The organism is Congregibacter variabilis, from assembly GCF_045689235.1.
Classification (GTDB): domain Bacteria; phylum Pseudomonadota; class Gammaproteobacteria; order Pseudomonadales; family Halieaceae; genus Congregibacter; species Congregibacter variabilis.
On sequence record NZ_CP136864.1, the window covers coordinates 1230843 to 1246055 of the forward strand.

Sequence of the window (15213 nt, forward strand, 5' to 3'; positions counted from 1 at the left end):
GCAGCATTGACCGATAACGATCAGCAGCGCTTCAATCTTATTTTCTCGGGTCAGTTACTCCCGGGCACCGACATCGAGCGCGCAAAGCGGACCTTGGCAGCCTTCTTTGGGCTTCGCGACATATCCGGTGTCGCGGTATTTTTTAGCGGCAAACCCGTGCCGCTGCGCCGCAACATCACTCGAACCGATGCCCAGCGACTGTATCGGCAATTACGCAGTGTTGGTCTGATCTGTGAACTCACGCCGGCAGACCCGCCCAAAGTTGCCACCGCTTCAACGCCGCCTGCACAGCCTTCTCCAGCCAAGCCCCCTGGGCCAAAGCAAAGCACCAAGCCCCGGGGTCAAGCTCCAAACCTGTTTGCATTGCGACCCGCGTTTGCGTCGCAAAACCCTGCTCAGCTTCGCGAGACCTCACAAATACGCAGCTTTATCGCCGCCGGCGCGGCGCTTGCACTATGCGTTCTCGTCATTGCAGTAATGCTTCGATTTCCAGCTGCACCCGCAGGACGGGAACCTCTGGGGCCCCTGGCCGGCACGAGCCTGCCAGACAAGCAGTTAGTACTGCTGCTGGAGGGAGCACTTTTAATACATGAGCGATCCGGACTGCCCCGGGCTCGCATAGGCGCCGGCGATCTCGGCTTTGATCGACTCTACCCTCCGCTTTGGACAATGAATAATGGAGACCTTTTATTAAACGCCGCGATAGCCGAGGGCGGGCTAAGACTTCAGCGCTGCAATCTCGAGGAACTTCGTTGCTACCCCTTCAGCCCAGAAGTCCTGGGCAGTCCCGTGACCGCCATAGCTGGCTCCTTACTGGGTGACAGCATCTTCTTACTCGGTGAGGGGGGACAATTGTGGCGCAGCAATAGTGCTGGCGAGATAGAAGCCACTGCCACTGTGCAACAGCCCTGGGGAAAGGCTCGAATTCTGTCCATTGATGGCTTGCTACTGATACCTGCAGGGGACGGTCCTATGCTGGGCGTTTACCGTCCGGACCAGCAGAACTTTGGCCAGCAACTGGATGCGCTTCTGGTGATGCCAGCTGCGGCCATTGCGGCGGGGCAGGATCGCCTGCGCGATGTTTCACCGGGGGATGAAAGCTACTGGGCTCTCATGGCGGGCAGTGACGCAGCGCCGGGACTCTTCCAACTGAATCAGCAATGGGGCAATCCCCGAGGCATCGCCCTACCCCGGGAACTCTCCACCCCTTACTTCATCAGCTGGCGCGACAAGCTACTTATTGCAGACCCAAAGCAGGCTGTGATTCAGCGAGTGGCGAGCGACGGAAGGCTCGAGGCACCCTTCGAGTCATCACTCATACTTCAGGAGCGAGAGAACTGGATCAAGTTGGCGCAGCAACGAAGCTTGATGCGTCAGCTAGGTATCGGACTGCCACTGATTCTGGTTCTTTTTTGTATCGCCACAGCACTATTGTATCTCGCGAGCTACCGCGCTCTGAGCGCCATACCACAAGAGCGCAGCGTTCTTCTCGACCCGCTTCCCGGAGGGATTCACTGGCTACCAGGCTCCGCTCACAGGGACCGCTCGGTAAACCAGCTTGGCATCGCGCTTTTACTTACGTCCATATTTATCCTGGCATTGCTTGGCAGCCTGGGGGGATGGCAGCAGGCCCTGGCCTCGCTTCCGCTGCTGATTGCCAGTCTTTACGCCTGGAGCGAATTACGTCGAGGCAGCGGCGGCCATCTGGGACTACTGGAGAAACATTTTATCTGCGTTGATTACGACGGCCGCTACTTCTACGGTAAGCGTTCAGTTCTCCGTGGCAACGCCGCGATACTCATCGCTTCCGGTCTCGTGTTACCCGTCTCAATTCCGGTACTCCCCAACCTGGAGGTCGCAAGTCTTAACAAGGCACTCTACGCGCCGGCCCATAGCAGCAGCCGAGTCGAAATCCTCGGCGCGCTGTGGCTATCACGCCACCCCTGGATGAATGCTGCCCTGGCGATAACCGCCGGGCTACTCCTGACGGTCAGTCTGTTAGTTATCATCGGCTGAGGAAATTGCGCGTTATACTGCCGATCATCATTGAGCAGCATCGACACCTCGCGAACCCTTGGATACCTCACAAGACAAGCCAGAACCCGCACCGTCGAAACCCAAGCAGGTCGCGCTTTATGTAACCTGTCTGGCCGATCTTATGCGGCCGTCCGTAGCGCAGGCCAGCCTGGAATTACTGCAGCGTGCTGGCTGCGAAGTGACAGTCCCTGCGCAGCAAACATGCTGCGGACAACCGGCTTATAACAATGGTGATTTCTCTGGCGCCGCACGCATCGCACAACAACTTATCGAGAATTTTGAGCACTTTGACTACGTCGTATTACCCTCCGGTTCCTGTGCGGGCATGCTTAAAGAACACTACCCAAAAATTCTTGAAGGCCATTGGCTCGAACGCGCAAACAGCTTTGCCGATCGTGTGTATGAACTCACCACGTTTTTAGTCGATATTTGCAGCTACCAACCAGCGAAGCAGCTGTCTGCTAAAGCGGTGGCTTACCACGACAGCTGTGCCGGCCTGAGAGAACTTGGCATCAAGGCGCAGCCCCGCTCACTGCTGGCTAGAGCCGGAATCAAAGTACAGGAGCTTGCTCAAGCCGAGGTCTGCTGCGGCTTTGGCGGTACGTTTTGTGCAAAAATGCCCGCAATCTCGGGCGCCATGGCGGATCAAAAAATCCAGGATGCTCAGGACACCGGGGCAGAAACGCTCATTGGGGGTGACTTGGGTTGCCTCCTGGCCCTTGCAGGCAGAGCAAGCCGAACAAACAAGGACATTCAATTTCGGCACATTGCTGAAGTCCTTATTGGCGACAGCACAACGCCTCCCATCGCCAAGAACGAGGCTCCTGATGGAGCAGCATAGCCGCGACTTTCTGCAAGCAGCGGATAGAGCAATTGCCGATCCCACAAGCACCGGCACGCGCAAGGCGCTGGGCCAGCTCATGCCTAAGCTTCGCGAGCAAGCAATCGTGGACTTCGGTGGCAGCAAAGACTTCGATGCCTTGCGAACCGAGGTTCAGGCTATCCGGCAGCATGCGCTGGAACACCTTGCACATTACCTGGAATCATTCGCCAGCGCCGCTCGAGAGAACGGCAGCTCCGTGCATTTTGCGCGCAATGGCAGCGAACTCAATGACATTGTCATAGACATTTGCGCACGCACTGAAGCCCAGCGGATCGCCAAGGGCAAGTCCATGATCACCGAAGAGACCGGTCTCAACGCAGCACTGGAGGGCGCAGGTTTCTCCGTAAGAGAGACTGACCTCGGCGAGTACATCATTCAAGAGGCCGGTGAGACTCCCAGCCATATTGTCGGCCCCGCACTGCACAAGTCCAAGGAAGAGATTCGCGAGTTGTTTCTGGAGCGCCACGACCTCGGCGACCGGGATCTCAGCGATGCGCCAGAGATGGTCGCCGAGGCACGAAAGGTGCTCCGCGAAGATTTTCTCGCAGCGGATGTGGGAATTATCGGTAGCAACGCACTTATCGCAGAAAACGGCTACTCCATGCTGGTAACCAACGAGGGCAACGGAGACCTCTGCGCCAATCTGCCACGGGTACTGATCGTCTGTACCAGCGTCGATCGCGTTCTGCCCCGGGCAAGCGACGCCATGGCGATGTTGCGCTTGCTGGTGAGGTCGACCACGGGACAGGCTGTCAGCTGCTACACCAGTTTTTACGCAGGACCACGTCGTCCCACCGACGTGGACGGCCCCCTGGAAACGCACTTTGTACTTCTGGACAACCATCGGAGTGAAATTCTAGCGAGCGATTATTCCGAGATGCTCCAATGCATCCGCTGTGGTGCCTGTTTGAATCACTGCCCCGTCTACATGAACGCTGGAGGTCACGCCTATGGCTGGGTTTATCCGGGGCCCATGGGCTCGGTACTCACTCCGCTGCTGACTTCACTTGAAGAGAGCGCTCATCTACCCGATGCCTGCACGGCCTGCGGACGCTGTGAAGAAGTCTGTCCCGCAGCAATTCCACTGCCAGATCTGCTGCGTGATCTACGTCGAGACAAATTCGAACAGAGGGTCACCGCCAAGCGTTGGCGCTGGGGCATGCAACTGCATACCTGGCTTGCGCTGCATCCGAGGCTGTATCAGAGCGTGACCAACATAAGCGCTGGCCTCATGCATAGAATCGGCCGTCGGAACGGCGTGATTCGCCGACTGCCCTTTGCCGGGGGTTGGCTCAAGGCTAGAGACCTTCCGACACCTGCGGGTAAGACATTTCAAAAATTGCACCAGGAATCTCTTCAAGAATGAGTGCCAGCGACTCAGAACGAGAAATTTTTGCACGAATTCGCGGGGCATCGCGGCGCAGCTCTCCCCAGCAGATAGTGACCGAGCTCGCGGCACTCAAGAGTGTGCAAGGAGCGGTGTTGCCCGAATCCAATCTCTGTGAGGCCTTACAGAAAAATCTACAGCGCAATGGTGCGAGTACCGCGGCCGTCGAAACACGCAGCGAGGCGGTACTTGAGATTTCGCAGTTTATTGCGCACAAACATGGACAGCGACGAATAGTGACCGGGCATGACCCCCGTCTTGCGGCCCTGCCCTGGCGCGACGGCGGCCTGCTGCCAAGATTTGATGTTGCCCAGGCGGGAGACTCCGTATCGGTAAGCTACGCGCAATGTGCAATCGCAGAAACGGGCTCACTCGCGCTGTTACTGAATCGCAACAACCCGGCACTCAACAACTTGTTAGTCGAAGACCATCTGATACTGGTTGATCGCTGCGATATACGCGCAAAACTCGAAGACATCTGGGAACAACCGGGGCTTAAAGATCCCGACTCGCGTTCCCGGGGAATGATCATGATATCCGGTCCGTCCAGCACCGCGGACATCTCCATGCAATTAGTGCTCGGCGCTCACGGGCCCCGGGCACTGCATGTGATTATTGTGGGAACCGCACCCAGGTAAAACCAATGGCCGCCAGTTTCATCACAAAGGCTTATAGGTGAACTTCTGTCCACCTACTGACGCTTCGTACATCAAGCCTCCGCGGGCAATGGTAAAAATGGCGAGTCCTTTTCTATAACCGCTGTTTGATACGTTGGCATCGTTGCGTCCGCCACTGGCACTGGTCGCTGTGCCGCCTCCGGTATTCGCTTCGGCGGAAACACCAGCGGTAATCGCTACCGCCGTAGCCTGAGCGCTGAACTCAAAATTACCTGAAGTAAAGCTCTTGAAGGCCCGCTCGTCCTCCAGAAAAATCATCTGACTAAACGCCTGCGCACCCATCTGTAATCCAACGGTGAGCTGAGTCATTGTGGTGTCACCCACATACATGCCCTTGGCGTAGACACGTCCCGAGCCATGAGAACCTCCGATACCAAAACCGCCTTTACCAATGGTAGGAAACACAACATAGCCGTAGGCATTGTCAAAAAATGGCCCGGTTTGCTTGGCAGCGCGGAACGACTGAAGCGCATCATCGTACTCCCCGGCAAGCGTCAGAGGGCTAACCAACAGACATAATAGGGCCGCAAGACCCAATAAACGTTTAGACATGATGCAAAAAATCCTCAATTAGGCGCAGAACAACAAAATCGTCAGTCGGCGCAGGTCATTTGATCGTAAGTTTACCAGTCACTCATCGTTGCAAGCACGTCGCACACCCGGCAGCTGTAACCCCACTCATTGTCATACCAGTTCAGCACCCGTAGATAACGACCTCCGGTCACTGCCGTAAACCCGCTGTCATAGATCGATGAATGACTGTTACCAATAACATCGGTGGATACCAGAGGCCGATCACTGTACTGCAAAATCCCTTCCATGCGCGGCGATTCCGCAGCTGTGCGCACAGCGCGATCTACTTCTTCGACTGACACAGTGCGCGATAGTTTCACAAACAAATCAACGACAGAGCCATCGGGCACGGGAACACGCGATGCGATACCGTGGAGACGACCCTGCAAATCCGGAAGCACAACCCCCACCGCTTTAGCCGCTCCGGTAGAAGTGGGAATAATATTCTCTGCCGCTGCGCGACTACGTCGCCAATCAGAGTGCGGTACATCCGCCAGGCGCTGATCATTCGTGTAGGCATGCACTGTGTTAATCACGCCTTCAAGAATTCCAAACTCTTCGTGTAAAACCCGTGCCATGGGCGCCAGGCAATTAGTCGTGCAGCTGGCATTGGACACTATGCGGTGTGACTCATTAAGGCCTTGTTCATTCACCCCAAGTACTACCGTATAGTCAATGTCATCTTTAGCTGGCACCGTGAGCACAACCCGCGGAGCACCCGCATCGATGTGCATTTGCAATTGCTCCCGAGAACGAAAAACGCCCGTGGACTCAACCACCGCATCGACACCAAGTTCTGCCCAGGGCAATGCGGAGGGATCTCGCTCGCTCAGCATCCTGACACGACCCTTGGGTGTTACCAGATGATCGTCGTCCAGGGACAAATCATGGGGAAAAGGCCCCATGACCGTATCGTATTTTAACAAGTAGCGAAGCGCGTCATGGTCAAACAGGTCATTGACCGCCACAACCTCGATATCGTCACGCTCTTCAAGTATGCGAAACACCGAGCGCCCAATTCGTCCAAATCCATTGATAGCGATTCTCATGACTCGGCCTCCAGCTTACGATCAAGGTCGGCGTAGAGTCTCACAACATCCAGCAGACGCGCAGCATGCCCGCGGGTTTCGTACCAACCGAGCGTCTTTATAAAGTGGTCTCCGGCCTTCAGCGTGCCCTTGGCATCAAACAGTAGAGAGTAGTCACTACCCAAAACGTCGGACGAAACAATGGGGTCCTCTACCACGGAAACACTGCTGGGGAACTGCTTCGCTCCGGTGCGCATGACCTCGTTGATTTCATCCGCCGTCACAGCGGTAGAGTCGAGAACCAGTGTCGTGTCGAGCAGGCAGCCCTCCTGTACCGGTACATTTAATGTCGAGGTGTGTATCTTGCCCGCAAAGCTTGGGAGAACATGCCCCAGCCATCGACCGGCATCATGACCATTGGGAATAATGTTCTTTGGTGCAGAACGACTCCGGCGATAGTCACTGCCTGCATAGTCCTGGAGCGCTTGATCCGAGGTGTAGGCATGCACAGTGGTCATACTGCCGCACTCAATAACAAAGTGTTCTGAGAGTATATGAAGGAGTAGGCACAGGGCCGTCGTAGTCGGTGACCCCGCAGAAATCATTCGATCCCTAACGTCTGCCGAACCGCCATTAATCTCTGGAATGACAATGCGATCGATATTGTCATCGGGCAGAGTGCGAATGAGTACACGCGGTGCTCCGCCGTCAAGGTGGGATCGCATATCAAGCTCAGAGCCATAAATTCCGGTGGCGTCGATCACCATATCAATATCGAAAATATCCCAGGGCATTTCACCGGGCGTATCGATGGACATAAGCCGCGTGCGCTGGCGATCCGTGGTAAGAAAATTCCCCTCCAAGCGAAATTGACCGGGATCCTTCGCCTCGGACTGCAGCAGATAATGCAGAATGTCTGGCCGGCCAACATCTGCCACGGCAAGCACTGCGATGTCGGACGACGCACAGGCAAGTTCATAGATCTGCCTCCCGGTCTGACCAAAGCCCATGATCCCTAGACGTATGGGTTTGCTTCCGTCCATCTCAAAGTCCTCCTGGACCGTAAAATCAGCATTTATGTGTCTGAGTGTTGCACCCGCCTCTGGCAGAGTCAAAGTAGTGTGAATCAGAGCAATCCGGGAGCAGATTACCGGCGTAAAAAGTACTACAAAGGAGAACGTCTATGAACCAAGCAGTCGCGACTCAAACCCTTGAATTTGCTGAAAATATGAGCCCCGAGGCACGTAGCGTGCGACAGGCATTGCTCGAACGCGGGCTGGAAACGCCGCTGGTGGACAACGGTCTGACTCGGCAGCAGAAATATGAACGAATTCGCGACAGCTTCCGGGAGATCACCGAAACTTTGGGGCTTGATCTTCGCGATGACAGCCTGCAGGAGACGCCCCATCGCATTGCAAAAATGTACGTCGACGAGATTTTTAGCGGACTGGACTACAGTCAGTTTCCAAAAATATCGGTCATCGAGAACAAAATGCAGGTCGAAGAGATGGTTCTTGTTGATGACATCGATCTTGTTAGCACCTGCGAGCACCACTTTGTGACCATCGATGGCACCGCTCGCGTGGCTTATATACCCGGCGACAAGATCATCGGACTGTCAAAGATAAACCGCATTGTGCGCTTCTTTGCGCAGCGACCTCAGGTTCAGGAGCGCCTGACGCAACAGGTACTGGTTGCCCTGCAGACGCTGCTGGAGACCGACAATGTGGCGATCACCATTAACGCCGTGCACTACTGTGTGAAGTCCCGCGGCGTAATGGACAGTAATTCATCCACTCGAACCACCGCCCTGGGTGGTGTGTTCAAGACAGATGCAGCCACTCGAAGCGAGTTTTTGCGCTAAGCCTCCATAGAGTAAGTCCCCCAAGCAGGGCCGCTCAGGAGCGTTTTGCCAACCAGCTATCCAGCGCGTTGGCAAAACGCTGTTTATCACTGTTATCTAATGGTGCGGGACCCCCTGTATTGACGCCACTATCACGTAACTCTGTCATAAAGTCCCGCACTGCTAGCCGCGCCTTGGCATTTTCGGCCGTGTAGCGCTCCCCTCGGGGACTGATCGCCAAGGCCCCCCTCTCCACCACCTCCGCAGCAAGCGGAATATCCTGGGTGATCACAAGATCACTAACATCAAGACGCTTGAGAATCTCACTATCCGCGACATCGAAGCCCGAAGGTACCTGCACGAACGCCAAAAAAGGGGATGGAGGCACTGTCATGGCGTGGTTCGCCAACAACGTGACCTGGCACTGTGAACGGGTCGCAGCACGAAAAAGAATCTGTTTGATAGGTACCGGGCAGGCATCGGCATCAACCCACACTTGCCCGGCTTTTTCTGTCACCGTATTCAGACCCAGCGAATCAGCATCTCTCGCTGTTCTGCAGCCTGACGAGCCAGTGCCTCACCAAGCTCACCAAAACGCTCTTCGATCTTATCCCGACGAATTTTGAGCGTCGGCGTGAGCACTTCATTCTCAATGCTCCAGGGCTCCAAGCTGACGATCACGGCACCGATGCGCGCGTGTTTTTCTATCTCATCGTTAATCGCCGCCACGCTCTCACGAATGGACGCTTCTACGGCTTCTTTGCTTTCATTACGCGCCGCTTCCGTGAGCACCGCGATCATCACTGTCTTGGAAAAACCTCGCCCGATGAGACATTGCTGCTCAATAAACGGATTATTTGCAAACATGCCTTCGATGGGAGGAGGCGCAACAAACTTGCCCTGAATCGTTTTGAAGTAGTCCTTAACTCGGCCCGTAATATAGATAAAGCCGTCCTCATCGACCCGGGCCTTATCGCCGGTGTGCAACCATCCACCTTCACGGATCAGTTCCGCGGTTTTGTCTGGCTGCTTGTAGTAACCCGGCGTACAACCATCAGCACGCACCGCAAGCTCACCCTCCTCGGTGATTTTGTACTCAACTTCGCCCACGGGCTTGCCGATGGAGCCAATTCTTCTGGAGTCTGGGCCGCTCACAATAAGACCCATCGCCTCAGTCTGCCCAAAGCCCTCCATCAGTTGGAGCCCCAGCGATTCCCACCATGCGATTAGCGGTGGAGGGGTCGGTGCGGCCGCCGCCAGGCAGAACTCCACCTCACCAAGACCCAGGGTATCAAGCACCAGTTTTCCAATGCCTTCGGCGTCTTCCTTTAGCGCAGCCTCAAGGGCTTCCTGCCCGCCAAACTTGCTGATGACGGCCTGCTGGAACTGCTCCCAGATCCTCGGGGGACCAAAAAACATGTGGGGGCGAGTTCTCTGTAAGTCCCGCAGGATATGCTCCAAAGACTCGTTAAAGTTCACCTCACCACAGGAAAATAATGACGAATACTCAACGATCTGCCGCTCGGCAATATGCGACAGTGGCAGGTAAGAAAAATAGCGCGGCTGATCGCGCAGACCAAAGGCCGCGATAAATCGTCGGATAGGAATCACATTGCTTTCATGGGTCTGGATCACACCCTTGGGTAGACCCGTGGTGCCTGAGGTGAACACCAGGGACATCATGTCATCAGGAGCGCACTGGTAGCTGATGTCTTTGCCTTCGCCCTCGGCAAGCAGCTGATCCCAGGTGAGGTGCTCACCCTCTATCTCTACACCCGGTAGAGCTACGATGGTGATGTCGGCCGGCAGCACGGGACGCACCGCTTCCCAGTTAGGACTTTCACCCACAAAAATCACCTTGGCTTCGGTGAATTCGGCAATATATTGCGCTGTCGCAGCGGGGAGTGTTGTAAACATACTCACCGTAACGTTCCCAGAGCGAATGATAGCGAGGTCGCCCATAAACCAATGGGGGCGATTGCGCGAAAGCATGATCATGTTCTGGCCGTGACCAAAGCGAGCCTCAAGCGCTGCGCCAACAGCATTGATCTGTCGTCGCGCTTCAGACCAAGTGAAGTCAACGCTGCCCTCCTCGCGAAGATCACGCATCCAGATTTTGTCGCCTCGGGTGTCAGCCCAGTGGTCGAGGAATTCAGGCAGGGTTTGGAAGTCCATTATCTTTTTATCTCCACAATCAATAGTTATTCAATAACAGGTTTGCAAATCATACTAAAAAACTACTCCAACCATTCCAGGGTTCGAGCGCCTGCACCCAGCGGAGTGCCACGTTGCTCTATGCCCGTGTCGCCCATGCCGGGGCTCTGTGGGTTGTTGAGTACCTGGGGAAGAGTCAGTAATTGGCTAGCGCCCCATCCGTGCTGTGGCAGAGGCTGCAAAAGATCCTGTACATCCACTACCGATACAAAACTATAAAAGGGCTGGATCGCGGCGCCACCGCCCAGGCTTTCCTCACGGTGCACGCGCTGTGCTGCACTTACTCGTCCATCAGCGTCAAAAGTCACAATAAGATAATCGCCTTCGATTTCGGCACTACCCCAGTCGAAATTAAGAAAATCAGCCCCGGCCCAACCCAGGCTAAGGCCCAGCGCCGACCTGCGAACTTCCCAAGCTTCCCAGGCCATTAATAGCTGGTCTTCGCTGGTCGCAAAACGCAGAGGAGGCCCAAGCTCCGCCAGGACATTGGCCAAGGTTTTACCCTGAGCATCCTGCTCAAAGCTTTCGGGAAGCGCCTCACCCATTTCGTAGTACCACTGCGTACAGCCACCTTGCAGCAAAGCAAGGCTCAGCAGGGCAATAACAACGCTAATCCTCATCAGCAGGAACTACCCACCCGGAATAATCAGAAAGAAGGTCGTCCTCATCAAATATGAACACTGCCCTGTCATAGCGTGCACTCATATCAAAACGGTTGTACAGCAGCAAAATCAGTCCCTGACCCTGCGATGACTCGTTCAGGTAATACAGCACGCTTTCATCACCCAGGCTCACCAGTTGCGAAGGAGGACCAAGCTCAGCCATCACTTGGGAACGCGTGGTCACCCCCTCTTGAAAACTGTCGAGGGTCGCCTTATCCCAATTGACCTCCACGCCCCGTTCAGAGTCATACTGAGCACAGGCAGTCAGCAGCAGAACCGCCAGCACGATAAGCGAACGAAAACATGAACAAAGCATTGAATGGATTCCAGATGATCGAAGCGGAGCTGCGGATAATAGCCCAGAATACCTGAGCATGGAACTCGGATATTGCTACCAGGGAATGGGTTCCCCGGCCCAGTCCAGATACGACAATTCGCCATCCGCGCTGTGCGCGTCCAACAGTCCCTCCAGCCGCCGGGCAACAAAATCCGGGTCAAACAACTTACCCTCGGGTACGCCTCTCTGAAAAGGCGCTGACAACGCGGTATCTACCGTGCCCGGGTGAAAGGAGATGAGCTTTACACCTTTGGCCCGGCGGGCAAGCTCTATGGACGCGCACCTAAGACCCATATTCAGCGCAGCCTTGGCACTACGGTAGCTGTACCACCCACCCAGTCGATTGTCGCCGATGCTTCCCACGCGAGCGCTCAATACCGCAATACGACAGTCCGGGCTTTTACGCAGCCCGGCCACCAAAGCTGAAATCCACAGCATGGGTAATATGCAATTGATGCGGTGCACCTCCTGCATGGATGCAAGTTGCAGTGCATCCAGTGATTTTTCCGGCGCGTAATCCGGCCCGTGAAGCGTGCCCAAGGCGATCACCACCCGCGATAAGCGTGGACTTTCTCGCATAATCGTCTGGGCCAGCTCCGCGATCTGGCCTTCAGAGTGATCCGTAGCCAGATGACGAAGAGGCGCCGGTGATGCAGGATCAACGCTCACTTCCCGACTCACCGCCCAAACAGTGTCGAAGCGCGAATCCGTACTCCAGCGCTGCGCGATTGCGCTGCCGATTCCGCCGCCGGCCCCTACCACAAGCCCCTGTATTGCTCCCCCAGCCTCACTCACAAAAAATTTCCCCACCGATAAATAGATTCAAAGAGATTACGCACTTGAGCCATGAGCAGATGTAACATCCTGATGGGCTACAGTTACCCTTCACTTCTCGTGGAAACACAATGTCAAAGAAACAACACTGGATATTTGGCTACGGGTCGTTGATCTACAAAGTCGACTTCCCCTATCTGGATCGCGATCTAGCATCTTTGCGCGGCTGGTCACGACGCTTCTGGCAAGGCTCTGTCGATCACCGGGGCACGCCGGAATCCCCCGGGCGAGTGGTAACTCTTGTACCGGACGCCGAAGCACTCTGTCGAGGGGTGGCATTTCTCGTCGACGAATCCGTGTTTGCGCATTTAGATCACAGAGAGAAAAACGGCTACGAACGGCATCGCACAGAGCTGTATTTGGAACAGCGAAAAGAAACCGTGACCGGCACCTTTTACATTGCGGCAGCCGACAATCCGGCTTTTTTGGGAGACGCTCCGGATCGGGAACTAGCGAAGCACATCGCCGCGAGTCACGGACCCAGTGGCAGCAATGCAGATTATCTACTCTCGCTCGCCAGCGCGCTTCGAGAGATTGGCGAGCATGATGAGCATGTAGTTAGTCTGGAGCAGCATTTAATCGCGCTTGGCCAAAACCCCTGAGGCCGCAAAGGCATCTCGGCCCATACAAAGATTCTCTTGCCGATCAACCGCCCAGGAAAGTAACAAGCTGATAGGCAATGAGGGCAAAAAGGTAAGCCATACTGCTATATACAAAAAACATGCGTATCGCCAGGCGATTGGAACCCGCCTCTTTACTCAAGACTGCCATGGTCGATACGCACATCAGCGCGACAGCAAAAAACACCAGAAGTGCTACGCCCGAAGCAAGCCCCAAATCGCTGTTTTGAATCTGAGCGACCAGAGGCACCATGTTTTCTTCTGCCCCCTCTATACCGAACATCACTCCGAGCGTCCCGACAAACACTTCTCGGGCAAGAAACGAGCTCATGACTGCCACGCCATAGCGCCAATCCAAACCCAGGGGCGCGAACACAGGTTCTACCAGACGACCGATCTGACCTAACCAGGAGGCGCCCAGATCAGCTCCATAGTTGGGAAAGTACCCGAGCACCCAGATCACAACAGTCACAGTGACAATGATGCCACCCGCCTTAGTGATAAACAGCTTGCAACGCCGCCAGGATTTACGCAGCAGCGGCACCAAGGTTGGCAGGCGGTATGCAGGCATCTCAAGAACAAAGGGCAGATCCGGCTCCTGCTGGGTACTAAACCGAGAAACCATCGCCGTCACCAGAAGACCACAGACCATCCCAAAGAGGTACACCAAAAACATCGCTAGCCCCTGATAGCCCACCAGTCCACCGAGAGCGGTGGTGCTTGGGATAAACGCCGCAATCAGCAAGGTGTACACGGGAAGCCGGGCGGAACACGGCATCAAAGGGATCGCCAGATAAGTCAAAAAACGTCGTCGGGGTGAATCGATAGAGCGCGCTGCGTAAATTCCGGGAATCGCACAGGCAACGCCCGATAGCATCGGAATAAAGCTCTTACCCGTAAGCCCAAAAAACCTCAGGGGACGATGGCATATGAGCGCCGCTCGCGCCATGTAGCCAGAATCCTCCAGAAGGCCGATCACGAAGGTAAGCACAAAAATCTGTGGCACAAACACCAAGAACGCACCGATGCCAGAGAACAAGGCATCTGCTGCAAAGTCCTGCACCAACCTCGGTGCCAGCATGGGCACCACCAGATCTGACAGCCCGGCCAGACCTGCTTCCACCGCATCCATAGCCGGCGCCGACCAGGTGAAAATCGATTGAAACAGTAAATACATAATCGCAAAAAATGCGATACCACCAAAACCCGTATGCAGGAAAAAAGCGTCCATGCGGTTTTGCGTACGTAGCAGGACATCGCCCTTGGGACCATAATTCCTGGCTAACTGGTGAGCGTTGCCGCGAAGCAAAATATCCGGTTCGTGATTATTGGCTGGCGCTTGCGGATGCAGGAGCTGCTGACTGATTACCTCGTCAAGCTTGTCCAATCCCTGGCCGGTACGTGCAGAGATGCCGATCACCATGGCCCCCATATCACGACTCAGGGCCTCAAGATCTATACTGATTTTGTGGTTTTCCAGTACGTCAATCATATTGGCCAAGACGAGTACCGGCTTGCCCGCCCGGCCACATTCGCGAATCACTTGCAGTGCAAAATACAAACTTTTTTCGAGGCGCGTGACATCAATTACACACATTACGAGCCCTAGCTCGGGGTCGCCAAGGGCAGACTCAAACTGCTCAACGGCAACGCGCTCCTCGCCCGAAATAGCCTGCAGCGAATAAGTGCCCGGATAATCGTAGAGAGTGACGCCGGGGTGTCCGGATAATTTGCCGCTGGCAATCTCCACGGTAATACCCGGGAAATTAGCCACCCGGTGCTGCAGGCCTGTGAGGCGATTGAACAGCAGAGTTTTTCCGCAGTTAGGGCTGCCAATGAGTAGTGCGTTGTGCGGGGATCGCTGCGCGGCTTCAGTCATTGCTTTGCGGCCTGACGCGGACGTAGGTGGCTATTTTGTCGTCCAGTGAAAATACCGTATTTGCGACTCGATATACCTTAGGCGCGCCCAGGGCCGGCGCTTGCAGGCAACTCACCTGCTCCCCGGGATGAAAACCCAACTCCATTAACCGGATTCGGTATTCATCCTGAAGTGCTTTATCAAAGCCATCAATCGCGCCACATTGACCTCGCGTCAATGTCCAAAGAGATACGGTCACA

At 55.3% G+C, this 15213-nt stretch carries 16 protein-coding genes; 6 read left to right on the top strand and 10 right to left on the bottom strand.

Features of this window, described 5'->3' with window-relative positions:
* The first annotated feature begins 6 nt into the window (after positions 1-6).
* Genes R0135_RS05470 through R0135_RS05485 form a run of 4 tightly spaced genes read left to right on the top strand, consistent with a single transcriptional unit; the run spans position 7 to position 4945 of the window.
* Entirely contained in the window at positions 7-2016 is a 2010-nt protein-coding gene (locus R0135_RS05470) for a hypothetical protein (protein WP_407349245.1), read from the top strand.
* A gap of 58 nt (positions 2017-2074) precedes the next feature.
* Positions 2075-2878 carry a (Fe-S)-binding protein gene (locus R0135_RS05475; RefSeq protein WP_407349246.1) on the top strand — a complete coding sequence of 268 codons (804 nt, stop codon included), beginning with the start codon at positions 2075-2077 and terminating at the stop codon, positions 2876-2878.
* A complete protein-coding gene (locus R0135_RS05480; protein WP_407349247.1) occupies positions 2865-4286 on the top strand; it encodes a lactate utilization protein B in 1422 nt (473 codons plus the stop codon). The genes R0135_RS05475 and R0135_RS05480 overlap by 14 nt, the downstream gene beginning before the upstream one ends.
* Positions 4283-4945, top strand: a complete 663-nt coding sequence (locus R0135_RS05485) for a lactate utilization protein C (protein WP_407349248.1) — start codon at positions 4283-4285, stop codon at positions 4943-4945. Before R0135_RS05480 ends, R0135_RS05485 begins: the two co-directional genes overlap by 4 nt.
* 21 nt (positions 4946-4966) lie before the next feature.
* Here the strand turns inward: R0135_RS05485 and R0135_RS05490 are convergent, their stop codons facing one another.
* The 3 genes from R0135_RS05490 to R0135_RS05500 form a co-directional block, all read right to left on the bottom strand.
* The gene (locus R0135_RS05490) at positions 4967-5536 is read right to left on the bottom strand and encodes a YSC84-related protein (RefSeq protein ID WP_407349249.1); all 570 of its coding nucleotides are present in this window, start codon (positions 5534-5536) and stop codon (positions 4967-4969) included.
* Between the two features lie 71 nt (positions 5537-5607).
* Complete coding sequence (gene gap, locus R0135_RS05495) at positions 5608-6606, bottom strand: type I glyceraldehyde-3-phosphate dehydrogenase (protein WP_407349250.1); 999 nt, start codon at positions 6604-6606, stop codon at positions 5608-5610.
* Positions 6603-7628 carry a glyceraldehyde 3-phosphate dehydrogenase NAD-binding domain-containing protein gene (locus R0135_RS05500; protein WP_407349251.1) on the bottom strand — a complete coding sequence of 342 codons (1026 nt, stop codon included), beginning with the start codon at positions 7626-7628 and terminating at the stop codon, positions 6603-6605. Before R0135_RS05500 ends, gap begins: the two co-directional genes overlap by 4 nt.
* Positions 7629-7768: 140 nt before the next feature.
* On the opposite strand from R0135_RS05500, the gene folE reads away from it, so the two are divergent.
* Complete coding sequence (folE, locus tag R0135_RS05505) at positions 7769-8449, top strand: GTP cyclohydrolase I FolE (protein WP_407349252.1); 681 nt, start codon at positions 7769-7771, stop codon at positions 8447-8449.
* Positions 8450-8483: 34 nt separating this feature from the next.
* Here folE and R0135_RS05510 read toward each other — a convergent pair whose 3' ends face one another.
* From R0135_RS05510 to R0135_RS05530, 5 genes are all read right to left on the bottom strand, one after another.
* A complete protein-coding gene (locus R0135_RS05510) occupies positions 8484-8945 on the bottom strand; it encodes a YaiI/YqxD family protein (protein WP_407349253.1) in 462 nt (153 codons plus the stop codon).
* Positions 8946-8950: 5 nt separating this feature from the next.
* Positions 8951-10603: an AMP-binding protein gene (locus tag R0135_RS05515; protein WP_407349254.1), complete on the bottom strand. Its 1653-nt coding sequence runs from the start codon at positions 10601-10603 to the stop codon at positions 8951-8953.
* A gap of 62 nt (positions 10604-10665) precedes the next feature.
* Positions 10666-11262 carry a hypothetical protein gene (locus tag R0135_RS05520; RefSeq protein ID WP_407349255.1) on the bottom strand — a complete coding sequence of 199 codons (597 nt, stop codon included), beginning with the start codon at positions 11260-11262 and terminating at the stop codon, positions 10666-10668.
* The gene (locus R0135_RS05525; protein ID WP_407349256.1) at positions 11252-11620 is read right to left on the bottom strand and encodes a hypothetical protein; all 369 of its coding nucleotides are present in this window, start codon (positions 11618-11620) and stop codon (positions 11252-11254) included. Before R0135_RS05525 ends, R0135_RS05520 begins: the two co-directional genes overlap by 11 nt.
* A gap of 75 nt (positions 11621-11695) precedes the next feature.
* Positions 11696-12436 carry an SDR family NAD(P)-dependent oxidoreductase gene (locus tag R0135_RS05530; protein WP_407349257.1) on the bottom strand — a complete coding sequence of 247 codons (741 nt, stop codon included), beginning with the start codon at positions 12434-12436 and terminating at the stop codon, positions 11696-11698.
* Between the two features lie 110 nt (positions 12437-12546).
* Here R0135_RS05530 and R0135_RS05535 point away from each other — a divergent pair, with 110 nt between their 5' ends.
* Positions 12547-13077, top strand: a complete 531-nt coding sequence (locus tag R0135_RS05535) for a gamma-glutamylcyclotransferase (protein WP_407349258.1) — start codon at positions 12547-12549, stop codon at positions 13075-13077.
* Between the two features lie 43 nt (positions 13078-13120).
* Here R0135_RS05535 and R0135_RS05540 read toward each other — a convergent pair whose 3' ends face one another.
* Both R0135_RS05540 and R0135_RS05545 read right to left on the bottom strand, forming a co-directional pair.
* The gene (locus tag R0135_RS05540; RefSeq protein WP_407349259.1) at positions 13121-14974 is read right to left on the bottom strand and encodes a ferrous iron transporter B; all 1854 of its coding nucleotides are present in this window, start codon (positions 14972-14974) and stop codon (positions 13121-13123) included.
* Positions 14967-15212 (bottom strand): ferrous iron transport protein A, encoded by a 246-nt coding sequence (locus R0135_RS05545; protein ID WP_407349260.1) that lies wholly within the window; start codon positions 15210-15212, stop codon positions 14967-14969. The genes R0135_RS05540 and R0135_RS05545 overlap by 8 nt, the downstream gene beginning before the upstream one ends.
* Position 15213: the final 1 nt, after the last annotated feature.